General features: G+C 71.4%; 11 protein-coding genes. 7 read left to right on the top strand and 4 right to left on the bottom strand.

Annotated elements, in window-relative coordinates; genetic code table 11:
- Positions 1 to 8 precede the first annotated feature (8 nt).
- The 4 genes from ACWIGI_RS06090 (at position 9) to ACWIGI_RS06075 (ending at position 18,690) form a co-directional block, all read left to right on the top strand.
- Complete coding sequence (locus ACWIGI_RS06090; protein ID WP_454201249.1) at positions 9 to 14,495, top strand: amino acid adenylation domain-containing protein; 14,487 nt, start codon at positions 9 to 11, stop codon at positions 14,493 to 14,495.
- A 449-nt stretch (positions 14,496 to 14,944) separates the two neighbouring features.
- A complete protein-coding gene (locus tag ACWIGI_RS06085) occupies positions 14,945 to 16,387 on the top strand; it encodes a molybdopterin-dependent oxidoreductase (protein WP_454201248.1) in 1,443 nt (480 codons plus the stop codon).
- Positions 16,388 to 16,963: 576 nt separating this feature from the next.
- Positions 16,964 to 18,088 carry a sensor histidine kinase gene (locus tag ACWIGI_RS06080; RefSeq protein ID WP_454201247.1) on the top strand — a complete coding sequence of 375 codons (1,125 nt, stop codon included), beginning with the start codon at positions 16,964 to 16,966 and terminating at the stop codon, positions 18,086 to 18,088.
- On the top strand, positions 18,085 to 18,690 hold the full coding sequence (locus tag ACWIGI_RS06075) for a response regulator (protein ID WP_454201246.1): 606 nt from the start codon (positions 18,085 to 18,087) through the stop codon (positions 18,688 to 18,690). The genes ACWIGI_RS06080 and ACWIGI_RS06075 overlap by 4 nt, the downstream gene beginning before the upstream one ends.
- Before the next feature lie 150 nt (positions 18,691 to 18,840).
- On the opposite strand, the gene ACWIGI_RS06070 is transcribed toward ACWIGI_RS06075, so the two are convergent.
- Positions 18,841 to 20,826: a TPM domain-containing protein gene (locus ACWIGI_RS06070; RefSeq protein WP_454201245.1), complete on the bottom strand. Its 1,986-nt coding sequence runs from the start codon at positions 20,824 to 20,826 to the stop codon at positions 18,841 to 18,843.
- Between the two features lie 63 nt (positions 20,827 to 20,889).
- On the opposite strand from ACWIGI_RS06070, the gene ACWIGI_RS06065 reads away from it, so the two are divergent.
- The 3 genes from ACWIGI_RS06065 to ACWIGI_RS06055 are packed head-to-tail and all read left to right on the top strand — an operon-like array spanning position 20,890 to position 23,557.
- A complete protein-coding gene (locus tag ACWIGI_RS06065; protein WP_454201244.1) occupies positions 20,890 to 21,585 on the top strand; it encodes an MBL fold metallo-hydrolase in 696 nt (231 codons plus the stop codon).
- A 32-nt stretch (positions 21,586 to 21,617) separates the two neighbouring features.
- Positions 21,618 to 22,289, top strand: a complete 672-nt coding sequence (locus tag ACWIGI_RS06060; RefSeq protein ID WP_454201243.1) for a YdcF family protein — start codon at positions 21,618 to 21,620, stop codon at positions 22,287 to 22,289.
- A complete protein-coding gene (locus ACWIGI_RS06055) occupies positions 22,289 to 23,557 on the top strand; it encodes a deoxyguanosinetriphosphate triphosphohydrolase (protein ID WP_454201242.1) in 1,269 nt (422 codons plus the stop codon). Before ACWIGI_RS06060 ends, ACWIGI_RS06055 begins: the two co-directional genes overlap by 1 nt.
- Before the next feature lie 4 nt (positions 23,558 to 23,561).
- On the opposite strand, the gene ACWIGI_RS06050 is transcribed toward ACWIGI_RS06055, so the two are convergent.
- The 3 genes from ACWIGI_RS06050 to ACWIGI_RS06040 all read right to left on the bottom strand — a co-directional run bounded on the left by ACWIGI_RS06050 (position 23,562) and on the right by ACWIGI_RS06040 (position 25,551).
- Complete coding sequence (locus tag ACWIGI_RS06050; protein WP_454201241.1) at positions 23,562 to 24,236, bottom strand: energy-coupling factor ABC transporter ATP-binding protein; 675 nt, start codon at positions 24,234 to 24,236, stop codon at positions 23,562 to 23,564.
- Positions 24,233 to 24,781 carry a biotin transporter BioY gene (locus ACWIGI_RS06045; protein WP_454201240.1) on the bottom strand — a complete coding sequence of 183 codons (549 nt, stop codon included), beginning with the start codon at positions 24,779 to 24,781 and terminating at the stop codon, positions 24,233 to 24,235. The genes ACWIGI_RS06050 and ACWIGI_RS06045 overlap by 4 nt, the downstream gene beginning before the upstream one ends.
- A 179-nt stretch (positions 24,782 to 24,960) precedes the next feature.
- Complete coding sequence (locus ACWIGI_RS06040) at positions 24,961 to 25,551, bottom strand: energy-coupling factor transporter transmembrane component T family protein (protein ID WP_454201239.1); 591 nt, start codon at positions 25,549 to 25,551, stop codon at positions 24,961 to 24,963.
- Positions 25,552 to 25,647 lie beyond the last annotated feature (96 nt).

The following is a 25,647-nucleotide window of genomic DNA, read 5'->3' as shown; positions in this document are numbered from 1 at the left end:
GCTGCGATATGACGCGCGAACTCTCGGCGGACCAGACCACCGCCACCGTATTCCCGCTCTCCCCGGCGCAATTGGGCATGTGGTACGCCCAGCGGCTGGATCCCGCCGTGCCGCTGTCGGAGGCGCAGTACATCGAGATGCGCGGGCCGCTGCTGGTCCCGGCGCTGCGCAGGGCCGCGCAGCGGGCCGCGGGTGAATTCGGTTCCGGCGTCCTGCGACTGGTCGAGATCGAGGATCAGCCGCACCAGGTGATCGATCCCGGGCTCGTGCCCGCCGTGGAGTTCCTGGACCTGACGCGGCGGCCGGATCCCGTTGCGGCGGCGCTGGAATGGATGCGGGCCGACGTCGTCGCGCCGATCGACATGGTCGGTGACCGGGTGGGGCTGTCCACGGTGCTGCGGGTCGGGGCGAACCATCACCTCTGGTACACGCGCGGGCACCACATCCTGATCGACGGGTTCGGGTCGGTGACCATGCTGTATCGGGTCGCCGAGCTGTACAACGCGGAGGTGCGGGGGGAAGTGGCCGCCGAGGGGACGGCGGCGTCGCTGCTCGCGGTGCACGAGTCCGAGATGGCCTATCGGGAGTCGAGCCGGTACGGCAGTGATGCCGAGTACTGGCGGGCGGTCACCGCGGGGATGCCCGAGCGGTGCAGTCTGGTGCCGGCGACCGCACCGGCCTGCGCGCTCGCGCGGGAGGCGCGCGCGGAGTTGAGCGCGGCGACGGCGGGTCGGCTGGCGGAGGCGGCGAAGGTGTTCGACACCAGCCCGGCGACCCTGGTGATGGCGGCGGTGGCGCTGTACTACGCCCGGCTCACGGCGACCGAGGATGTGGTGCTGAGCCTGCCGGTGTCGGGGCGGACGACGGCGCTGCTGCGGCGGTCGGGGGGAATGCTGGCCAACGTGGTGCCGCTGCGGGTGCGGGTGCCGCGCGACGGGTGTCTGGGGGACGTGGTCGATGCCGTGCGGGTGGCGGCCTCGGGTGCGTTGCGGCACCAGCGGTTCCGGCATGAAGAGATGCGTTTCGACCATGAGGTGGCGGATGCGGCGGGTGCCGGCGATGCCGTTAACGCTGAAGGGGATTCGGACGGTTCGGGGGCTGTCGTGGCCGGAGTGCTCGGTTCCGGGGAGAGCCGGCGTGCCGGTGGCTCCGACGGGGTGGGGGCCGCGGGTTCGAATCCGGTGGGTGGTCGGAGGCCGGTCGAGCCGATGGACGGGCGTGGCGCGGGGCCGGAGTTCGGGCGGGGGATCGTCGGGCCGGTCATCAACATCATGTTGTTTCCGGCGGGGATCGACTTCGCGGGTGTGCGGTCGTCGCTGCACGTGGTGACCTCGGGGCCGATCGACGACCTGTTCGTCAACTTCTACCAGCACGGGGCGGATGCGCCCATCCACGTGGACTTCGCGGCCAATCCTCGTTTGTACGAAGAGGATTCGCTGGTGCGGCATCATCGGCGGTTCCTCGCGCTACTGGATTCGGTGCTCGGGGCGGGGGCTCGGACGCCGATCGCGGAGCTGGAGTACTGGACGGCGGAGGAGAAGCCGCTGCTGGAGGGTGCGCACGGAAGTGCAGCGCCCGCGCCCCGGCTGCTGGCCGAGATTCTGCGAGATGGGTTGCGGCGGGCGGGGTCCGAGCACATCGCGGTGGTCGGCGGGGAGCGACGGCTCACCTACGGCGAGCTGGACGCGCTGTCCGATCGGCTCGCGCGGCGACTGGCTGCCGCAGGTGCGGGGCCGGAATCGGCTGTGCTGCTGGCCTTGCCGCGTTCGGTCGAGGCGACTGTCGCGCTGTGGGCGGTGGCGAAGACAGGGTCCGCGTTCGTGCCTGTGGGGACAGGGTCGCCGAGTGAGCGGGTGGGGCGGATCGCGCTGGAGTGCGGGGCGTCGCTCGGGTTGACCCTGGCGGGGGCCGCGGAACTACCGGCATCGGTGCGGTGGCTGGAACTGAACGGGATGGTGCCGGAGCGCGGTGGAAGGACACCGGCGGGCGGGAGGTGGAGCGGATCACTCGGGACCGCCGGGGAATTCGCGGACCACGGTACGAGTGACGTCCCGGCCGGTGAGGGGGAGGCCGACAGCGCGCCCGACCTGCGCGGCGGCTCCCGCCCCGGCCCGAGTGGGAGTGTCGAGCCGCTGTTGTTCGCGGCACCCCGATCAGACTCCGGGAGCGGTGAACTCTGGCTCGGGACCGAATTTTCCGCGCGCGCACTCGAGCCCGGTGAGATTCGGGGCCGAACGCGGCCGGAGAATCCCGCGTACATCGTCTTCACCTCCGGGTCCACCGGTGTGCCCAAAGGCGTGGTGGTGACCCACTCGGGTCTGGCGGCCCTGGCGGCGGCGGTCGTGGATTCCTATCGGGTGACGCCGGACTCGCGGGTGCTGCAGTGCCTCAACCCGAGTTTCGACGCCGCCGTGCTGGAGTGGCTCATGGCGTTCGCATCCGGGGCGACCCTGGTCGTGGCCGAATCCGATCCGGTACTCGGGGACGAACTCGCCACGCTGGTCAGAGATTTCGGCATCACACAGGTCTGTTCCACCCCGGCCGTGCTGGCCACCCTCGACGCCGGTGCGCTGGAGGGCGTCCGCGCGGTGTCCTCCGGGGGCGAGCCGACCCCGCCGGACATCGTGGCGCGCTTCGGCATCGGGCGTGAGCTGCTGAACTCGTACGGACCGAGCGAGACCACGGTCGCCGTCACCTACACCCGGGGGCTGGTGCCGGGGGAGCAGGCGGGCATCGGCGATCCGATTCCCGGTGTGAGCCTGCGGGTTCTGGACCGGTGGCTGCGGCCCGTCCCGCTGGGTGCGGTCGGTGAGCTGTACGTGAGCGGGCCCGGTGTCGCACGCGGCTATGTGGGCCGCGCCGCGCTCACGGCCGAGCGTTTCGTGGCGGGTCCCGGCGGTGCCCGCCTGTACCGCACCGGTGATCTGGTGCGCTGGACCCGGCCCGGCATCCTCGAGTACGTCGGCCGCGGCGACTTCCAGGTCAAGCTGCGCGGGATGCGCGTGGAGCTGGGGGAGATCGACGCGGCCCTCAATACCCATGCCGCCGTGGAGATCGCGGTGACGGTGGCCCGGCCTACGCCCGGCGGCGGTACCGCCCTGGCCGCCTACGTGGTCCCCCACGCCGACGCGACGGTCACCGAGGCGGACCTGCTCGACCACGCCGCCCATCGCCTGCCGCCCTTCATGGTTCCCGCCACGATCACGGTGCTGGGCGCCCTCCCGCTCACCGCCAACGGCAAGATCGACCGCCGCGCCCTCCCGGAACCCGTTCCCGCACCGCCCCATTCGCGCCGCGACCCCGCCACCCCCACCGAGCAGACGCTCTGCACGCTCTTCGCCGAGATCCTCGGCACCCCCGATGTCGGCCCCGACACGTCCTTCTTCGCCCTCGGCGGCGACTCGATCATGGCCATCACCCTGGTCACCCGGGCCCGGGCCGCCGGCCTGTCCTTCTCCGCCCGCGAGGTCTTCGAACACCGAACTCCCGCAGCCCTGTCCACGATCCTGACTCGCGTGGATGCCCGCCCCACCCGCCTCCCCGAACTCCCCGGTGGCGGCGTCGGCCGCCAGCCCCTCACCCCCGTGGCGACCTGGCTCCTGACCCGCCCCCACCACACCCACTTCGCCCAGTCGATGGCCCTGCGCCTCCCCCCGGGGATAACCCTCCCGTCCCTCACGATCACCCTCGATGCCCTCCTGTCCCGCCACGACCTCCTGCGGGCCCGCCTGGTCCAGACCCCGTCCGGCCCCCGCCTCGACGTTCCGCCGCCCGATCACGCGGATGCGAGCGCCTGCCTGATTCGAATCCCATGGCCTGAAGACGATCCCGCTGCATCCGATATGCCCGAGGCAGAGCTCGAAGTGGCTGCCGGGCGGCTCGACCCGGAGGCCGGGCGGATGGTGGCGTTCACCTGGATGGATCGCGGGCCGTCGGCGTCCGGGTTGCTGCTGATCGCGGTGCACCATCTGGCCTGTGACGCGGTGTCGTGGCGGATCCTGTTGCCGGACCTGATGTCTGCGTGGGCGCAGGTGGCGGCGGGGGAGCGGCCGCGGCTCGACGAGGTCGGCACCTCCATGCGGACCTGGGCGCACGGCTTGGCCGAGCTGGCGGGTTCAGAGGGCAGCCGCATCTCGGCCGAACCAGTGTGGCCTCTGGACGAATTGAGCTACTGGAAGGGCGTACTGGCGCCGGACGCCCTTGTCGGGCGGCGGCGGCTCGACCCCGCCGTCGACACCCACGAGCGGGCGGGGCGATTCTCGGTCGATGTGCCGGGGGACGTGGCCGCGGTGCTGGTGGGGCGGACCGGGGCCGTCTACCGGTGTGGGGTCGAGGACGTATTGCTGGCGGGGTTGGCGATGGCGTTCGCGCGGTGGCGGGCGGGGCGTGGTGAAGACGGCGCGGCGCAGGTCGTCGCGGTGGAGCGGCACGGGCGGGACGAAGAGGTGTTGGCGGGCGCCGATCTGTCGCGGACCGTGGGGTGGTTCACCGCGCAGGTGCCGGTCCGACTGGAGACCGTTGGGGTGGAGCGGGATTCGGTTGAGGATGTGGTCAAGGGGGTCAAGGAGCAGCTGCGGGGCATTCCTCGTGGCGGGTTCGGGTTCGGGTTGCTGCGGTACTCGAACGCGGCGACGGGAGCCGAGCTGGCGGGGTTGCCCGATCCGCAGGTGGGGTTCAACTACCTCGGGCAGCTGCCGGACGGTGATGTTGAGGGCGACTGGTTGCCCGTCGGCATGGCGGACCGGCTTGGGGGCCACGCCGACGCGGACATGCCGCTGGCGGCGGTGCTCGCGGTGGATTCGGTGATACTGGAATCCGCGGGGGGACAGCGAATTCGGGCGGTATGGCAGTTCGCGCCGGACGCCATCGGGGCCGCCGACGTCCGGAGGCTGGCGTCGGAGTGGGTCGCGGCCGTCACCGAGATCGCGGAGCTGGTGAACACCCCGGGGGCCGGGGGACTCACGCCGTCGGATCTGAGCCTGCTCACGGCCTCGCAGGCCGACATCGACGGCTGGGAGCGCACCTACGGCCGTCTCGACGACGTGCTGCCGCTGACGCCGCTGCAACGCGGGCTGTTCTTCCGTGCGCAACTGGCCGAGGGCGGCGGCGACGGCTACTCGGTGCAGGCCGTGATCGACGTCGACGCCGATCTGGATCCCGGCCGCCTGGGAGCGGCGGCGCAGGCGCTGGTGCGCCGGCACGACGTGCTGCGAACCGCCTTCGTACAGAACGGCGATCGCGCCGTCCAGATGATCGCCGCCGACGTCCGGGTCCCGTTCGAATACCGCGAGGCATCCGACGCGCCCGCCGCCGAACTGGACGCGCTGGCCGCCGACGAGCTCGGCAGGTCCTTCGCCGTCGACAACCCGCCGCTGATCCGCTTCCTGTGTCTCGCGCTGGGGGAGCGGCGGTTCCGCATCATCATCACCAATCACCACCTGATCCTCGACGGCTGGTCCATGCCGCTGCTGTTCGGCGAACTGGTGGCGCTGTACGAAACCCACGGCGACGACGCCGGATTCGCCCGCCCGGTGCCCTTCCGTGGCTACCTGGAATGGCAGGCCGCACGCGATGCGATTCGTGCCCGCGCCGAGTGGAGTCGCGCCCTCGCCGGGCTGGACGGCCCGACCCTGGTCGCGCCGAACGCTCCGCGCGCCGAATCGGCCACGGCCCCGGTGGCCCACGAGATCCCGCTGTCCCCGGACACCGCGGATCGCCTGCGCGCCACGGCCGCTGCCGCGCAGGTCACCCTGAACACCCTCGTCCAGGTCGCCTGGGCCCTGCTGCTCGCCGAGCGCACCGGCTCGGCCGACATCGTTTTCGGCGCCACGGTCTCCGGCCGCCCACCCGAACTCCCCGGCGCGGAACGCATGATCGGCATGCTGGTCAACACCGTCCCGGTCCGCATCACCCTCGATCCGGCCGAATCCCTTGCCGCCCTGCTCACCCGGGTGCAACGCGAACAGGCCGCCCTGACCGAACACCAGTTCCTCGGTCTCGACGACATCCACGCCACGGCCGCTCTGGGACCGCTGTTCGACACCGCCACCGTGTTCGAGTCCTACCCGCTGGACGCGGCCGCCCTCACCGCCGCCACCGCGCGGGCGGACCTGCGGGTCACGGGCCTCGAGGCGCACGACGGCACGCACTATCCGCTGTCGCTGGCGACCTACGCCAATCCGCACCTGCGGATGGAGCTGACCCGCTCGACGCGCTATTTCGATGCGGACCAAGGGGATTCGCTCGCCACAGGCCTGGCGCGACTGCTTACCGCACTCACCGCCGACCCCGCGACCCCCGTTCGCGAACTCGGGATTTCCCGGGCGGGCGCGACCCCGGCGATACGCCGCGGCGGCTCCGCTCACACGACGACACTGCTCCCGGACTTGCTGACCGCCGCGATGATTCGTGAAGCCACCGCGCTCGAGGGACCGGCGGTGTCGAGCGGGCTGCGGCGGGAATTCGGCGGCGCGGCACGGATGCCGCTGACAGGCGCGGTGAACTCCTCGGGGCCCGAGCACTATTCGTCGGACGCTGTCCGGCTGACATACGGCGAACTGGACGCCGCCTCGAACCGGCTGGCCCGGGAGTTGATCGCCGCCGGCGCGGGGCCGGAGCGGGCGGTGCTGGTCGCCCTGCCCCGTTCGGCCGAGTCGATGATCGCTTTCTGGGCGGTGGCCAAGACCGGTGCCGCCTTCGTCCCCGTCGATGTCGCGCAGCCCGCCGCCCGAACGGCCGCGATCGCCGCCGAGTGCGCTGCGGCACTGGGTATTACGGTCTCGACCCCGGCGACGGAGCTGCCGGACACGGTCGCCTGGACGACTGTGGACGACGAGCAAACCTCGGCTCGCGTCGCCGCACACTCGAGCGCCCCGATCACCGACGCCGACCGCTGCGGCCCACTGCGTTCCGGCCACGCCGCGTACATCGTCTTCACCTCGGGCTCGACCGGCACCCCGAAGGGCGTGGTGGTCACCCATTCCGGTCTCGCGAGCCTGGTGGCCGCGACGGCCGAGCACTGCCGTATCGACCGGGACGCCCGCGTGCTCCACTGCCTGAACCCGGCGTTCGACGCCGCGATTCTGGTGTGGCTCGGCACCTTCGCCGCGGGCGGCACACTGGTGCTGTCGGCGCCCGAGGTCAACGCGGGCGCCGAGCTGGCCGCGGCGATCGACGCGCACGCGGTCTCGCACCTGATCTGCACGCCCACGGTGCTGGCGACCCTGGAATCCGGCGCGCTGCCCACCGTCCGCGCGATCATCCTGGGCGGCGAAGCCTGCCCCGGCCCGCTGATCGAGCGCATGTCGCCCGGTCGAATCCTGGTGAACTCCTACGGCCCGGCCGAATCCACCATCGCCGCCGGGTACAGCGCCCCGATGACCCCCGACACTGCGGGAGTGATCGACACACCCGTGCCCGGCACGACCCTGCTGCTCCTGGATCCCTGGCTCCGCCCGGTTCCGGACGGTGTGGTCGGCGAGCTGTACATCGCCGGCCCCGGCGTGGCCCGGGCCTACGCCGCCCGCCCGGCCCTGACCGCCGCCCGTTTCGTCGCCGACCCGTACACGCCGGGCCACCGCATGTACCGCACCGGCGACCTCATGCGCTGCACCGCAGCGGGTTTCGAGTACGCGGGCCGCACCGACTTCCAGGTGAAGATCCGCGGCATCCGGGTCGAACCCGGTGAGGTGGACGCCGTTCTCCACACCCACCCGCTGGTGGACTCGACGATCACCGTCGCCCGGCGGAACCGCACGGGCAACCTGTCCCTGCACACCTACGTCACCCTGATCGCGTCGCAGCCCGACGGAATGCGTGAGGACCCCGAGGCAGCAGATGCCGTGCCGGGGGCGAGGGTGGTACACGACCACGGCTCGGGCGCTTCGGGTTTGAAGGAACGGTCCGTGGAACTGCTGGTCTGGGCGGGCGGGCGATTGCCGCGCTACCTGGTGCCCGCGACCATTCAGGTGCTCGCGGAACTGCCTCGGACGCGCACGGGCAAGGTGGATTTGCGGGCGCTGCCCGAACCGCTGATCACGGCGGCCGAATTCGCCGAGCCGGTCGGCCGCGAAACCGTTGTCGCCGAGGTCTTCGCGGATGTCCTCGAGCTGGACCGTGTCGGAGCGTGGGACGACTTCTTCGCCCTCGGCGGGGATTCGCTCATCGCCACGCGGGTGTCGGCCCGGCTGGCGGCGGCGCTGGGTACGCCGGTCCCGGTGCGGCTGCTGTTCGAAGCACCGGTGGTCGCGGATCTGGCCCGTCGAATCGGCGCGGACGGCGCGGGGCCGGTCGAGCCGGAGCTGGTGCCCGCGCAGCGCCCGGACACGGTGCCGCTCTCGCCCGCCCAGCAGCGCATGTGGTTCATCAACCGGTACGACCCGGCGTCTCCGGCCTACAACGTGCCGGTGGCCCTGCGTCTTTCGGGTGACCTCGATGTCGCCGCGCTGCGTTCCGCGCTGCTCGACGTGATCGACCGGCACGAGAGCCTGCGCACCGTGTACCCCGATGTCGACGGTATCGGCAGCCAGCGCGTCGTCGCGGCCTCGGAGGTTCCGCTCGAGTCGGATATTCGGGTGGTGTCGGCGACCGAGCTGTTGGAGGCCGTAGAGGAGGTTGTCACGGCGGGTTTCGACGTCACCGCGGCGGTGCCGGTGCGCCTGCGCCTCTTCCGAATCGAGCCGGCTGCGTCTCCGGTTTCACCCGCCGCATCGACCGACCTCAATACCACCGCAACGGATTCCGCCGGTGTCGCGGATCTTCCTGTCGCGCCAGGTCGGACTCATCGCGCGCATCCGGCTATCCGACGAAGCCTGGGCAATGCCGCTGGCGTCCTTCGCGGCGCTGACCATGCCGCTGCGACGCTGTCGATCGATGCCGCCGCTGATATCTCCACGGACGAACCGCATCCCGGCGGCTCGACGCCTCAGTACGTCGTAGTGCTCGTCGCCCACCACATCGCCACCGACGGCTTCTCCATGGCCGCTCTCACCCGCGACATGGCCGCCGCCTACGCCGCACGCGCCGCCGGACAGGCCCCGGCCTGGGAGCCGCTCCCGGTGCAGTACGCCGACTACACGCTGTGGCAGCACGCCCGCCTGGGCGACGCGGACGACGCGGGCTCGCTGCTGGCTCGCCAGCTCGCCTATTGGTCGGACACCCTCGCGGACCTCCCCGATCACCTGGAATTGCCCACGGACAGAGCACGTCCGGCGCGCGCCTCCTACCGGGCGGCGGAATGCACCGCCCGGCTCGACGCCGCCCTCACGGCCGCGATCGACGACCGGGCACGAGCCCACCGGGCCACCCCGTTCATGGTCGTGCACGCCGCCCTCGCGGTACTGCTCGCCCGGCTGAGCGGCAGCGCCGACATCGCGATCGGCACCCCGGTGGCCGGACGCGGCCGGCCCGAACTCGATGACCTGGTCGGCATGTTCGTCAACACCCTGGTGCTGCGCAACGAGATTCGTCTCGACGAGAGCTTCGGCGAGCTGCTGGGCCGCACCCGGGACGCCGATCTGGCCGCCTTCGAGAACGCCGACGTGCCGTTCGAACGCCTGGTGGAGGTCCTCGCCCCGGACCGGTCAGCCGCCCGCCACCCCCTGATCCAGATCATGCTGATCTACCAGAACCTGGCCATCCCGCCCCTGCAGTTGGGGAATCTCACCGTCACGCCCCTCGAATTCCCGCAAACCACCACCAGATTCGACCTGAGCCTGACGGTGACCACCGACGCGACCGGCACCGACCTCCGCTGCTGCTACGCCACCGATCTGTTCGACGAGCCGACCGTCGCGACACTGCTCACCCGTCTAATCACGTTGCTCACGGCGCTGACCTCGGTACGGACCGGCGACCTCGACTCGCCCACCGACTCGGTGCCGGATATCGCCTCGTTGGCGATCCAGGCCCCCGGAGCGGTCGAGGCTCCTGCAACGGCCCCAGCTCCCGCAGCAGCCTCAGCTCCCACAGTGGCCTCAGCTCCCGGATCGGTCGAGGCTTCCGCAGCGGCCCCGGCTCCCGCAGCGCCAGCTCCCGTCGCAGCCGCAGCTTCCGGATCGGTCGAGGCTCCCGCAGCAGCCTCAGCTCCTGGAGCGGTCGAGAATCCCGCAGCGCCCCCAGCTCCCGCAGCGGCACCGAGCCTGATCGAAATCACTGACCCCGCAGTGTCAGCCGGCTCCGCACAGCGAGCGGAAGGATCCGCCGTGCCGCGCGCCGCCGCAGCACCCCGGGTCGGCGACGTGGATATCCTCACCCCGGCCGAGTACGCCGCCGCCCGCCGCGCGCCGTCCCCGGCCGCCCCACCCCGCACGCTCGCTCAACTGATCCAGGCCGCCGTCACCACCAACCCCGACGGTGTCGCCGTCGTCTACGACGACCGCCATCTCACCTACCGCGAACTCGACGCCCGCGCCGAACGCCTCGCGCGCCGACTGCTTTCGGCCGGAGCCGCCCCGGAAGTACCGGTGGCGGTAGGCATTCCACGCTCGATCGAGTCGGTCCTCGCGGTCTGGGCGATCACCCGCACCGGCGCGGCCTTCGTCCCGATCGACCCGGCCTACCCGCCCGACCGCATCGCCCGCATCATCGAGGTCTCCGGCGTACGCATCGGCGTGACGGTCCCGGAACAACGAGATCGGCTGGGCGGCACGGTCGACTGGCTGTCCGTCGATGGCGACGGCGAACCGGAGCGAACACCCACGCCGGACCAGCCCCGGTCGGCATGCGTTGCGCGACCGGAGAATCCGGCCTACGTCATCTTCACCTCCGGATCCACCGGTGCTCCCAAGGGCGTCGTGGTCACGCACGCCGGACTGGCCAACCTCGCCGCCGTGCAGCACGAGCGCGACCACATCACCTCCGACGCGCGCGTACTGCACGTGGCCTCGCCGAGTTTCGACGCCTCGATCCAGGAAATGGCCATGGCGCTGAGCGCCGCGTGCCCCCTCGTCATCGCGCCGCCAACGGTTTTCGCCGGACCCGATCTCGGGCGACTGCTCGCACGCGAACGCGTCACCCACATCGCGCTGACACCCTCGGCCCTGGCCACGGTCGACCCGAACGGGATCGACGAGCTGCGGGTGATCATCAACGGCGGTGAGCCCTGCCCGCCCGAGCTGGTCGCCGCCTGGGCCGCACCGGATCGGCTGCACTTCAACGACTACGGACCGACCGAGTCCACCGTGTGGGCCACCGGCAGCGACGCGCTTCGCCCCGGCGATCCGATCACCATCGGAACCCCCGTCACGGGCACGGGCGCGCTGGTGCTGGACCAGCGCCTGCGCCCGGTGCCGGACGGGGTGGCCGGCGAACTCTATCTTTTCGGAATCGCGCTGGCCCGAGGCTATTACGGCCGGACCGACCTGACCGCCGCGCGGTTCGTCGCACACCCCTACGCACCGGGCGAGCGCATGTACCGCACCGGCGATCTGGTGCGCCGCCGGGCCGGTCGGCTGGAGTATCTGGGCCGCACCGACACCCAGGTCAAGCTGCGCGGCCTGCGCATCGAACCGGGTGAGATCGAAGCGGCTCTCACGGCGAATCCCGCTGTCGTGCAGGCCGTCGCACAGGTTCGGCCCGAGGGCGGCGGCAGTCTCGTCGGCTACGTGGTCGTTGCCGACGGCGCGACGGTCTCCGCCCGGCAACTGAAAAAGGAGGTGGCGCACAGACTTCCGTCGTACATGGTGCCATCGGCCGTCATGGTGCTCGAGGAATTGCCGCGCACCGCCAATGGCAAGCTCGACCGGGCGGCCCTGCCCGCCCCGCAGGTGTTCCCCGGTGCGCACGAGGCGCCGGCCGGTCCCGTGGAGGAAGCGGTGGCCACGGTGTTCGCCGAGGTTCTCGGCATCGACCGGGTATGGCGCGCAGACGATTTCTTCGCGCTCGGCGGCAATTCCCTCATCGCGACCCAGGTGGTGGCCCGCCTGGGCGCGGCACTGCGGACATCCGTCCCGGTCCGGGCCCTGTTCGACGCGCCGACGGTGGCCGAGCTGGCCGCGCTCATCGCCACCGGCGGCGCGCTCGACCGCGCCCGCCCCGGCCCGCGTCCCCGCCCGGAACGCATCCCGCTCTCGGCCGCGCAGCAGCGCATGTGGTTCCTCAATCGCTACGATCCCGGCTCGCCGGTCTACAACATCCCGGGCGCCTTCGATGTGCACGGGAGTCTGGACATCGCTGCCCTGCGCGCGGCCGTCGACGACGTGACCGCTCGCCACGAGACCCTGCGCACGATCTACCCCGAGGGCCCGGACGGTGTTCCGTACCAGCGCATCCTGCCCGCCACCCCCGGCGGTACCCCGCTGCTCGAAATACACGTCGGCGCAACCGGAATCGAGCGGGCGCTGACCACACAGCTTGCCCGGGGCTTCGACATCACCGTCGAGCCGCCGCTGCGCGTCTGCGTCCTGCACCTGGATGCGAGCCACGCGATCCTGGCGCTGGCGGTGCACCACATCGCCGCCGACGGCTGGTCGATGGCCCCGCTGGCCCGGGATGTGTTGAACGCCTACCTCTCCCGCGCGAACGGTACGGCCCCGGCCTGGTCGCCGCTGCCGCTGCACTACGCCGACTACGCACTCTGGCAACACGAGATCCTGGGCTCGGAGCGTGATCCGGACGCGCTCGCGAACCGCCAGCTGGAGTTCTGGCGGCAGCGCCTGGCGAATCTCCCGGCGGTCCACCGCATTCCCACCGATCGAACCCGCCCCGAACAGCCCTCCGGCATCGGCGACCGCGTCGAATTCACAATCCCCGCACCGGTTCACGACCGGCTGCAGCTGCTCGCGCGCGAACACGGCGCCAGCCCGTTCATGGTCGTGCACGCCGCGCTGTCACTGCTGCTCGCGCGGCTGTCCGGCACCGCCGATGTCGTGCTCGGCTCGGTCGTCGCGGGGCGCGGTGACGGTGAACTCGACGACCTGGTCGGCATGTTCGTCAACACCGTGGTCCTGCGCACACGGATCGATCCGGCCGCGGGCTTCGCCGCGCTGCTCGACACCGTCCGCCGGGACGACCTGGCCGTGTACGGCAACCTGGATCTGCCCTTCGAACGACTGGTGGAGGCGATCGCCCCCGCGCGCACCGCCGCGCACCATCCGCTGTTCCAGGTCATGCTGGCGTTCCAGAACGTCCAGACGACCGCGATAGCGCTGCCCGGCTTGGACATTCGGCCGCTCGAAGCGCCCGCGCCCGGTTCAAAGTTCGATCTCGAATGGATGCTGGCCGAGAAGTTCGGCCCCGCGGGCGATCCGGCCGGTATGACGGCGTCGCTGACCTTCGCCACCGATCTGTTCGATCGGGAGACCGCGCGGGAGCTGGCCGACGGCTTCGCGAACCTGCTCGCGGCGGTGACCGCGAGCCCGGAGCTTGCGGTCGGTGATCTGCCGGTGCCCGGCGCGACCGTTCCGGCCCTCGAGGAGACGGAGACCGTGCCCGGTGCGGCTACGCCCGCGGCCGACTCCGAACCCGTGGTCCGCCGGGCCTACCGCGCCCCGCGCACCCCGGCCGAGAACACTGTCACCGCCGCGTTCGCGAACGTCCTTGCCGTAGAGCGCGTGGGCGTCGACGACAACTTCTTCGACCTCGGCGGTAACTCCATGGCGGCGGTCCGGCTCATGAGCCTGCTGCGCGACGAGACCGGCCGCGCCGTCCCGCTGCAGTGGATGTTCCTCGACCCCACACCGGCCGCCCTCGCCCGCAGAATGAGCGAGGACGCCGACCATCCCGATGTCGAAGCCTCCCTGCGGGTGCTGCTGCCCATCCGCTCCGGCGGTGCCGGCCCCGCGCTGTTCTGCGTCCATCCCGCCGTCGGATTGGCCTGGTGCTACGGCGGATTGGTGCATCACATCGACCCTGCGCATCCGGTGTACGGCATCCAGTCCCCGGGCGCGGCCGCAGACGGCGTCGTCGAGCCGACGATCGTCGAACAGGCCGCGCGCTACGTGCGCGAGCTCCGCCGCGTACAACCCCGGGGCCCCTACCACCTGCTCGGCTACTCGTCGGGCGGTCCGCTCGCCCACGCCATGGCGGTCGAATTGCGCCGTGCCGGAGAGCAGGTGCCGTCGCTGATCATGATGGACGCGCGCGCCGACGCCGGCGTCGGGCGGGAGAGCGAGGCCCCGGCGCTGGGGCTGCTGCTCGAGGAGTTCGCGGGACTCGACATTCCCCCCGAGTTCGCCGGCCTCGACGCCGCCCAGGCCGCCGAACTGCTGGAGAACGCCGGAATCTCCTTCACAGCAACGGAAGTCGAACGCCTCTACGAAGATATGAGAGCGCTGCTGCACCGGCTGTCCGCGCACCGTTCCGAGGTGTTCGACGGGGACCTGCTGTTCTTCACCGCCGCGGGCAATCCCGATCCGGTCCCGAACGTCGCCACCTGGCGGCCCTACGTCAGCGGCGAAATCATCGAGCACACACTCGAGTTCGGCCACAACCAGCTCGTGACCCCGGAGGCGTTCGCTCAGGTCGGCCCGATCGTGAACGCCCACCTGATCCGCTGACCGCGCGCCCGCGTCGTGTTCACGCGGCCGAATAATGACGGTGCCGCGATGCCGGTGTCGTTCCGCACGTCGGACGGATACAGCCGTTCCACCCGCCACAGGAGATCACCCAGACGGGGCCGCGAGTGCTCGGCAAGGGCCGGAGGACGCCGCGATGTCGAGACTCGGGGCGGCGCGGCGTCCGAACTCTCACCACCTCCACGTGTGGCGCGGCGCGGATCATGCCGCCGCACAGTGTGCGGATGGGGCCCGGTAGTCGTCGCGCACGGCGTCCGCGGGAGGCCGGGTCGAGGCTGATATCTTGCGGGCCCGCCCTCGTCCGAATGGGGGAGGTCTGGCCCTCTCGCGGGAATTCGTGTGAGATGGGGGAGCCCCCGGACGAATCCTTCTGGGACACAGCCCGGCTGGGGAACGGGGTGAAGCAGTCCGGTTCACGGAAGGTTCGAACGGTGTCGGAGAACGGTAAGCGTCGACTCATCAGCGCGGCGGCGGTAGGGCTGGGCGCGCTCGGCGCGGGAGAACTGGTGGCCGCCGCGCGCGGCGGTTCGATGCTCGACGGCGTCGGCCGCCTGCTCGCCGATACCGTCCCGATCACCGTGGTCGAGGAGATGGTCGCCAAGTCCGGCAAGCACGACAAGGAAGCCACCCGATTCGGGGTCGCGGCCGGGGTCGTCGCCGCATCCGTCGGCATCGCCGCCGTGCCCGAGCGTTTCCGTTCGACCGCCGCGGCCGCCCTCGGCGCGGGTACCGCCGCCGTCGCTCTGCGCAGCACCGATCGTTCGGTCGCGGGTGCGCTCGGCGGCATCACCGCCGCCGCCGTGCTGCGCGCGGGCCTGCGCCGTCCGCCCGCCGGGTTCGGGCGGGGACTGCTCTGGGCGACCGCCGGAGCCGGGCTCCTCGCCGCCGCCGAAACCCTGGTGCGGCGCACCGACCAGCAGCATCGCGACCGCGTCGCCAAGCTCGGGCCGATGGGGTCGGGCACGCCGGTACCCGATGACGGGCTCAGCAACGAACCCGGACTGTCCCCGCTCATCACCAAGGCGGGCCGGTTCTACGTCGCCGACGTGAACTCCCGCGCGCCGCGCGTTGATCCGGCGCAGTGGCGGCTGGCCATCACCGGCAAGGTCGCGCATCCGCTGCGGCTCTCGCTCGCCGATCTCGCCGATCAGGCCGTCGAGTTCGACGCGGTCATGGTGTGCGTCCACAACACACCGGGTCAGGGCCGCGCGGGCAATGCTCGCTGGTTCGGCGTTCCGCTCACCACGCTGTTCGACCACGCGGTTCCCGAGTCCGGCGCCACCCGCCTGATCACGCGCGCCGTGGACGGCTACACGATCTCGCTGCCGCTGGACGAACTGCGCAGCGGCGAGCTGCCCGGCTACCTGGTCATCGGCATGAACGGCGAGCCGCTGCCACCCGAGCACGGTTTTCCGGCCCGCGTCTTCGTGCCCGGCCTGTACGGCCAGTACGCCGGGGCGAAGTACCTGGCCGAGCTGGAGTTCTCCGACGACTCGCACGTCGACTACTGGTGGAAGCGCGGCTGGACCAACGAGCTCCTGCGCGTCACTCCCCAGGCCCGCATCGACGTGACCGCCACCGCCGAGCCCGGCTCCGGCAAGACCACCCTCGCCGGCGTCGCCTGGGCCCCGCCCCAGGGCGTCTCCCTGGTCGAGATCCAGGTCGGCGACACCGACTGGCTCCCCGTCGAACTCGGCTCGGAGATAGCTCCCGCGGCGTGGCGCCGCTGGCGCACGGTGGTCGACCTGCCCCCGGGCACCCACACGATCGCCGCCCGCGTGACCGGACGCTCCGGCCAGGTCCAGAGCGGTGAGAAGGCCGCCCCGTTCCCCGTGGGCCCCAGCGGGTTCCACACGGTGACGGTGACGGTGTAACCGAAGGGCTTGCGCCGCGGGACCGGTCGGCTCGCGCGGCCGGTACCGTGCCGCATCCCAGCCGCGCAGCGGCTCAACGGAATTCGCGGGTACCCCCTTGCCGCCCGGCCCTGGTGAGTCGTGCCCACCGGGCCAGCTATCCCACGTCCGCGAATTCAGCGGCGACACAGTCGGACTCGGCAAGGCGTCTCGATCGGAGCAGTTGGCGCGTTCGGCGAGCCGGAAGGACCGCGAGCGGGTGGCGGTCGCCGAGCGGGAGGGCGGGCGACGCGGCACTTACGCGCCTTCGCGACGCTGCGCGGTGTCCGTCTGTCGTGTGTGGTCTCCCGCTGTTCGTGATCCGACGCGAACCGCGCCGGGGGCGTTGCTCGATCGCCTACATCGCTGCGACGGATCCGGGAACCAGTCGCGTTTGGCCGGTGGTCCGGCCGGGAACAGGTGACATCTGTCATGGGCGAGTCGTGACGGTCGTGAGCGGCGCCGGCGGCCGGGGCGGGCCAGAGTTGGGGGATGAGCGGTGGTCGGCGGTGGTTCGGGGCGGGGTCTGGGGCGCCCGCTGGGGTAGCGTCGCGCGGTGTGCGGGACAGTGTTGCGACCCGGCGGCGGGTCGGGCTGATCTTCGCCGCCGTCTGGGCGGTGTACCTCGTCGATCCCCTGCGGCGGGCGTGGAGTCTGGACAACCCGCTCGAGCGGGCCTACAGCCTGGGCGTGGTCGTGGCCTTCGGGGTGTGTTTCGTGGGGGCCTACTGGTATCTGCTGCGCGGGTCCGGCGGGCGGGACGTGTGGATCGACCCGCATCCGCGCACGGTGATCCTGCCGCTGGCACTGCTGTGCGGGTTGCTGGCGGCCGCGGCGCTGACGCTGCGGTCGGAGGCGCTCGGGCTCGCGATCTTCGTGGGCACCTTCATCGCGTTCGCCCTGCCGGTGTCGCGGGCGCTGGTGGCGCTGGCCGTGCTGATCGCGGGAACCACGGTGATCCCGCAGCTGCTGGCGGGGGAGCCGCCGGCGTGGGCGACCATGTCCTCCATCGCCATGTCGGCGTTCGCGGTCGGCGGCATCCGCGAGGTCATCCGGCGCAACCAGCAACTGAGCCTCGCCCGGAAACAGTTGACCGAGTTGGCGATTGCCGAGGAACGCCTGCGGGTGGGGCGGGACGTGCACGACATCCTCGGCCACTCGCTGACGGTGATCACCGTGAAAACCGAACTGGCGCAGCGACTGCTGGACGTGGATCCGGAGCGGGCCCGCGCCGAGCTGGCCGATGTCGAAAGACTGGCCCGCGAAGCGCTGTCGGGGGTGCGCAGCACGGTCGGCGGCCTGCGGGAGGTCTCCCTGGCGGGCGAGCTCGCCAACGCGCGGACCGCGCTGAGCGCCGCGGAGATCGAGGCGACGCTGCCGGACTCCGACGAACTGCCCCTGCGGCACAGTGTGGTCTTCGGCTGGGTGCTGCGCGAAGCGGTGACCAATGTCGTGCGGCACAGCGGCGCCCGGCACTGCGTCGTGCGCGTCACCGCCACCTCGATCGAGATCACCGATGACGGTGTGGGTTCCGGCGCGGACCCGCACTTCGGCTCCGGACTGTCGGGCCTGCGCGAGCGGGTGCGGGCCACCGGCGGCACGCTCACCGTCACGAACCGGCCCGAAGGCGGGCTCCGGGTGCTGGCAACGTTCCCGGCCCGTCCGATGAAGGAATTGGAATGATCAAACTCTTGCTCGCCGACGATCAGGCGCTGGTGCGCGGGGCGCTGGCCGCCCTGCTCGGCCTCGAGCCCGATCTGGAGGTGGTGGCCGAGGTCGCGCGCGGCGACGAGGTGCTGGCCGCGGTCGAACGCACCGCACCCGACGTGGCCCTGCTGGACGTGGAAATGCCCGGCCTGGACGGGATCTCGGCCGCCGCCCGGCTGCACGCCGCGCATCCCGGGGTGCGCATCCTCATGGTCACCACGTTCGGCCGCCCCGGCTACCTGCGCCGCGCCATGGACGCGGGCGCCGACGGCTTCGTGGTCAAGGACACCCCCGCCCGCGAGCTCGCCGACGCCGTCCGCCGCGTGCACATGGGCCTGCGCGTGGTCGATCCCGCCCTGGCCACCGAAACCCTCACCGCCGGAACATCACCCCTGACCCCGCGCGAACGCGAGGTACTCACTGCGGCGGCGGACGGCGCGACCGCCGCCGTGATAGCGAAACAACTCCACCTGTCCGAAGGCACGGTCCGCAATCACCTCTCGTCCGCGATCGGCAAGACCGGCACCACCACCCGCGCCGAGGCCGTCCGAGCCGCCGAACGCCTCGGCTGGCTCTGAGCACCGGCGCGGTAGGGCACGGCTCGCCCCGGCCCGAAGAAAGGCGCGCTACTGGACGACCTCGCCGAACTCCCTTGCCGTGAGCAATGTTTCGTGGGAGAGGCTACCGTCACGGCTATCTCGGCGTTCGAACCGATCACCGTGGGGCAATCAGAAGCGGCCGCCGCGGCTGATGCGCCGCGAACCGTTCGAACCGCCGAAAGAGCCCGGGCCGTAACCGCCCCCACCGCCGCGGCTGCCGCCGCCACTGCGGTATCCGGTGCCCATGCCGCGCAGCATCCCGTCGATCAGAATCCCGCTCAGCACCGCGCCGGTCTGGGAATTCGAACTCGGCTGGCGGGACTGCCAGTCGCGCACCGCGGCCTGCGCGGTGTGCAGGGCGCTCGCGCCGAGCTCGGCCGCGCGCTGGGCGGCCTGCAGCGCCCCCGCCGGGTCCGTGGACGAAAGCCGCTGGGCCTGTTCCAGATTGCGCTGGGCCTCGGCCAGCCGGGTCCGGGGCTCGGCGTCCACCCCGCCGCGGCGGGTGCCGATGAAATCGGCGGCCGCGGTGATCTGACTGCGCGCCGCGGTGAGCGTCTGTTCCAGCCGCCGCGCCAGTTCCTCGGCCGCGAGTTTGCGGTCGGTCGCGGCGGCGATGGCCCGATCCAGGGCGGTATCCGCGGTCACCGCCGCGCGGAAGACGCCGAGCGGATTGGCCGCGCCGTCCCGAGTCGCCTGTTCCAGAGCCGAATTCGCGGTAGCCACGGCCCCGGTCAACTCGGCGCCACCGTGCTGGGTCAGACCCGTCGCCGTCGCCAGATCGCGCCGCAGTTCCTCGATGATGCCGGGCAGCCCGCCGCGCGCCTGCTCGATATCGGCGGCCGCGGTGTCCACCGCGTCCAGCAGCGCCCGCGCGGTGTCCAGGGCGGATTCGGCCCCGCGGATCGCCGCGACCGCCGCACCCTGTTCGCCCACCGGCCGCGCCGCCGCCGCGCGCCCGTCGGCGATCCCGCGCTCCGCGAACGCGATTCGCTCCCGCGCCATCGTCACGTTGTCGTGGATGGGCGCGAGCACCGACGCCGGGTGCGCCGCCGTCAATTCCCGCAGCGTCGCCTCGGAATTCGGTGTGCGCGTTGTCAGATCGACCACCGCCCGGGTCAGCGCGTCCAGCCGCTCCCCGGCGTTGATCAGCAGATTGCGCATGGCGTCGAATTCGGTGACCTTGGCGTCGAGTTCGCGATTGGCCCGCCCGCAGCCGCCGATGAGATCGACCAGCATGGCGCGCTGCTGATCGGGCGTCTCGGGAATGTCGTCGTCCAACTGCTGGCGGATCGAGAACGCTTTCGCCAGCGCGTTCTGCGCCGCGGTCAGGGCCGCGGTGAACGGCGCGGTCGCGGTCGCCCCGAATTCGTCGGTGGCCAGCCGTAATTCCTCGGCGCTCGTGCGCAACGCGTCATCGGTGTCCACCAGCACCTCCTTCGACCGCGCATCCAGCGTGTCGAGAGGCAACGCGCCGAGTGCCCGCGTGTCGGCCGGATCAATTTTTCGAGCGGCCTCCAACTCCGCCCGGCCCCGGCGGGCCTTGCGCCTGCGGCCGAAGAGCCACAGCGCCAGCACCACCAGCACCACGATCAGCACCAGCACCAGAATCGTCCGCAGACCGACCCCGCCGGAGGAGTTCATGGCATCGGACAGCCCGTTCGCCGCCGCGACCCCGGCCCCCGCCCAATCCCCGGCCCGCAGCTTCGGCTCGACCCGGTCGATGAGCAGGTTGTCCAGATCCTTGTCGCTGACCGAGTCCGGCGCCTGACCGGTGAACGCGTACGCCCGATCGTCCACGGCCACCGAAAGCAGCACGTCCCGATCCCCGAACCCCGAGGCCCGCGCGGTGCGCTCACCCCATTCGGTGGCGTCGAGCCCGTCGAAATCGCGCACGTACACGACCCACAGCCGCTCGTGGTCCTTGGTGTACAGCTCGTCGATGGCGGCCTGCAGTTCGGCGGTCTGCCCGCCGCGCAGCGCGCCGGCCTTGTCGGTGACGTAGCCGGGCAGTCGCTCCGGCGGTTCGGCGACGGCCGGGGCCGCACCGCCGCCCAGCACGGCCAGGCTCAGCAGGAATCCGGAGGCGAGCAGGGACAGCTGCTTCGATAGCCGCATGCCACGAATCTATCCGCCGGACCCGGGCCGTGGAGATTCTTCCGTCCACCCGTGTCGTCGACGATGACTACGATCGGTGAGGTGATCACGATCGATTCCCCCTACACGGGTCATGTCACCCCCGGTTCCAACCCGCAACAGCGGTCGGTGCCCGGTGCGCGCATCGTGAAGATGTCGGTCGGCGCCATGGACAACAACGTCTATCTGGTGCAGTGCGCGAACACCGGCGCCACGCTGCTCATCGATGCCGCCAACGAGGCCGAGCGCATCCTCGAACTGCTCGACCAGGAAGCCCCCGCGGGCGTCGAGTTGCTGGTCACCACGCACCAGCATCCCGACCACTGGTGGGCCCTGGCCGATGTGCACGCCAAGTCCGGGATGCCCACCGCCGCGCACGAACTCGACGCCGCCGCGCTACCGGTCCAGCCCGATCGCCTACTCGCCGACGACGACCGCGTCGCGCTCGGCGACCTCGAACTGCGCGCCGTCCACCTGAGCGGGCACACCCCCGGCTCGGTGGCCCTGGCGCTGACCGACGGTGACGGCCGCACGCACCTGTTCACCGGCGATTCGCTGTTCCCGGGCGGAGTCGGCAAGACCGGCTCGCCCGCGGAGTTCACCGCACTGCTCGACGATGTGGAGTCGAAGCTGTTCGGCCGCTACCCGGACGACACCGTCGTGTATCCCGGGCACGGTGACGACACCACCCTCGGCGCGGAGCGAGACAGCTTGCCCGAGTGGCGGCGACGAGGTTGGTAAAGCTCCGGAATCGCATTCCCGAGCCCACTCCCATGGCGACTCAGCAGGAGGCGGACAAGTCCCGCGGCGGCCGTGCCGGGGGGATTCTGCGCTGGGCGCGGCGCATCGCGGTCGGGGCGCTGGTGATGGGCGCGCTGGTGATCGGCGGGACCGCCTTCCGGGTGTGGCAGGTGGCGCGGATCAGCGATCACACCCCGGCCGACGCCATCGTGGTGCTCGGCGCGGCCCAGTACGACGGGGTGCCCTCGACGGTGTTCGAGGCGCGACTCGACCAGGCGTACAAGCTGTTTCGCAAGGGCGTCGCGCCGCTGATCGTCACCGTGGGCGGTAAACAGGTCGGTGACCAGTACACCGAGGCGGCCTCGGGCAAGAACTACCTGAAATCGCGTGGGGTGCCGGCGGATCGGATCCTCGCGGTGGAGACCGGCTCGGACACGCTGCAGAGCGTGGAGGCGGTGTCCACGGCGCTGCTGGCGCGCGACAAGTCCTCGGTGGTGCTGGTGAGCGATCCGTGGCATTCGCTGCGCACGCGCACCATGGCCCGCGACGCCGGGCTGTCCGCGTGGACGGCGCCGACCCGCACCGGACCCGCCGTCTACACGCGAGAGTCGCAGGCGCACGGCATAACTCGGGAGACCTTTGCCTTGCTGTGGTATCAGCTGTCGCACTATTCGGCCGACTTCGCGTACACGGCGGACCAGTGATGACCGCGCGCATCGACTACGACCACATCTACACCGACGCCGATCGCGAGCGCCTGGTCCCCGAACGCGATCGCACCGCGGGCCTGAGCTGGTCGCCGACCCCGGCGCGGCGCAGCGAATTCGCCAGGGACAGAGCCCGGGTGCTGCATTCGGCCGCGCTGCGCCGGCTGGCGGACAAGACACAGGTCATGGGCCCGCGCGACGGTGACACCCCGCGCACCCGGCTCACCCATTCGCTGGAGGTCGCCCAGATCGGGCGCAGCATCGCGGACGGACTCGGCTGCGATCCGGATCTGGTCGATCTGGCCGGGCTGGCGCACGACATCGGGCATCCGCCGTACGGGCACAACGGCGAGAAGGCCCTCGACCAATTCGCCGACGCGCACGGCGGTTTCGAGGGCAACGCCCAGAACCTGCGCATCCTGACCCGCCTGGAGCCCAAGGTCTTCGACGCGCGCGGGCAGAGCTACGGCCTCAACCCGACCCGGGCCGCGCTGGACGCGGTCATCAAATATCCCTGGGGCAGAACGGGTCCCGGCACCAAGTTCGGGGCATACGACGTCGACATGGACAGGCTGAGCTGGGTGCGCGCCGGCGCGCCGGACCGGCGGCAGTGCCTGGAGTCGCAGGTCATGGACTGGGCCGACGACGTGGCGTACTCGGTGCACGACGTCGAGGACGGCGTCATCGTCGGCCGTATCGATCTGCGCTCGCTCGCCGACCCGGTCGAGCAGGCAGCGCTCGCCGAACTCGGTGCGCGCCAGAACAGTTCGCTCACCACCGACGAGCTGATCGCGGCCGCCCAGCGACTGTCCGAACTGCCGGTGGTGATCGCGGCCGCCACCTACGATGGCTCGCTGATCGCCTCGGTCGGGCTCAAGCGCATGACCAGCGATCTGGTGGGGCGCTTCGCCACCGCCGCCGTGGAAGCCACCCGGGCGGCCTGGGGCGGGCGCCAACTGTGCCGGTACATGGCCGATCTGGAGGTGCCGCGGATCGTGGCGGCCGAGGTCGCGGTGCTCAAGACCATGGCGCTGCGCTACGTGCTCTCCGATCCGATCCACCAGGTGCGTCAGGCCGGGCAGCGCGAGCGGATCCTGATGGTCGCCCACCACCTGCTCGACGCCGCGCCGCGCGGGCTGGATCGGCTGCTGCTGCCGTGGTGGGAGGCGGCCGAGGACGACACCGCGCGGGTGCGGGTGGTCGTCGATCAGATCGCGTCGTACACCGAGAGCCGGTTGGAGCGGGTGGCGGCGGTCATTCCCTAGGGAGTCAGTCGTGCATCGCCAGGTAGTGCGCGATGCTCGTGCCCGGCGGCCCGTCGGCCACGACACGCCCCCCGTCGAACACCAGCACCCGATCGAAATCGGTGAGCAGATCCAGATCATGGGAGATCACCACGACCTGCTGGGGAAGCTCGCGCAGCAGCGTCGTCACCCGGCGCTTGTTGCGCAGGTCCAGCAGCGTCGTCGGCTCGTCGAAGATGACGTACCGGGGCCGGACCGCCAGCACGGCCGCGATCGCCAGCAGCTGCTTCTGCCCGCCGCTGAGCAGATGCGCGGGATGATCGCGGAACTCGGTCAGCCCGTACTCGCCGAGCACCTCGGTAACCCGTTCGGCGATATCGGCTTTGGCGAGCCCGTGATGCTTGAGCCCGAACGCCAGATCCTCGGCGACGGTCGGCATGACGATCTGCACGTCCGGGTCCTGGAACACGAAGCCGACCAATCGCCGGACCGCTTTGCCCTGCTTGCGCGTATCGAGCCCGTCCACGCGGACCCTGCCCGCGCTGGGCACCTGGAGGCCGTTGAGCAGCCGCGCGAAGGTCGACTTGCCCGAACCGTTGGAGCCGATGACGGCGATGCGGTCCTCGGTCAGGGTGAGGTCGAGTCCGGCGAGCACCTCGCGCTCGCCGAAACGGTGGGAGACCCCCTCGAGCTCGATCACGCGCGGGCCGGAATCAGCGGATAGGCCCTGCGCACCGCGAGGGCCGCCAGCGAGCCGATGACGGTCTTCACCACGTCGCCGGGCAGGAACGCGACCGAGGTGGTGATGGCCTTGGACAGCGGCAGGTCGGCGGCCACGGCCATCCACGGCACGCCGATGGCGTAGAGCACGACCGCGCCGCCGAGAAAGTTGATCGCGAGGGCGATGGGCAGGTTGTAGTGCTTCCACAGGCGTTCGGTGAGCAGACCGATCACCAGCGCGCCGATGGGGTACGCGATGATGAATCCGCCGGTCGGGCCCATGACCACCGCGAGCCCACCGCGACCGCCCGGCAACACCGGCAGACCCGCGAACACGAGCACGTCGAAGAGCAGAATCGCCAGGGCGCCGCGCTTCGCGCCGAGGATCGAACCGGCCAGAATCACGCCCAGGGTCTGCGAGGTGAACGGCGCGAACGCGCCCGGCAACTGGATGAGCGGGAAGAACCCGAGTACCACCATGATTGCCGCGAACAGCGCTATCTGCGCCAAATCCCTACTACGCACCCGGGGAATCTTAGGGGTGCTAAGGGGTGAGCGGGGTCGCCACGTCTGGTTGGCGGGATCACAGCGAATTCCCGGCATCGAGGGTCGGGTGGATCGGACCGAGGTCGCGGCCGGTGTTCGGCGCGGATTCGCGGGTGCGGCGGCCGGCTCGGCGAATTCGGCCGCGGTGCGATCCGGGCTCAGTCCAGGCCGCGGGCGTCCAGGGCCTCGCCGACCTGGTCGGCCATGCGCAGGGTCCGGATCAGCAGCGGGATCAGGAACACCGTGCTGCGCTCGATGCCCCGGGCACGCTGGGCCGACCGCACCAGCTCGGCCTGTTCGCGGATGACCGGGATGAAGCGGATGGTCATGGCGACGAGCAGTCCCACGCGGTCGGGTCGCACGCCGAGCGGGCGCAGTGGGCCGAGCAGGCGTTCGATGGTGTCGATGATCGCCGAGGTCCGCGTGGTGAGGGTCACGAGATTGGCGAGCAGGATCAGCGTCAGCAGGCGCAGGCCCACGAGCACCGCGCTGTGCCCGTCGACGCAGAGCCACTGCGCCAGCATGATCAGCGCGAGCACCGGCGCGGCGCCCAGTGCCTGGCGCGCGGTGCCCGCCCACGGGATTCGCGCGAGGGCGTACAGCCCGAGGGTCACCGCCAGCGCCACGCCCAGCCACGGGATCGACCGCACGAAGAACAGCCCGGTGCCCGCGACCGCCAGGACCAGCAGTTTCGCCCCGGCGGGGACGGTGTGCACCGGGGTCCTGGCATCGTGGAACAGGCTGAGCACCGCTAGATCCTGGCATGCGGGGGAGCGGGCTCTCGGTCCGGTGTCCAGCCCGTGCGTCCGGGTCGAGCGTGTCGGTGGGTCGGGTCTAGACTCGCT

This window comes from Nocardia sp. NPDC055321, from assembly GCF_053645575.1.
Note: the sequence above shows the minus strand (reverse complement) of the source record. Positions and strands in the feature narration are given on the sequence as shown.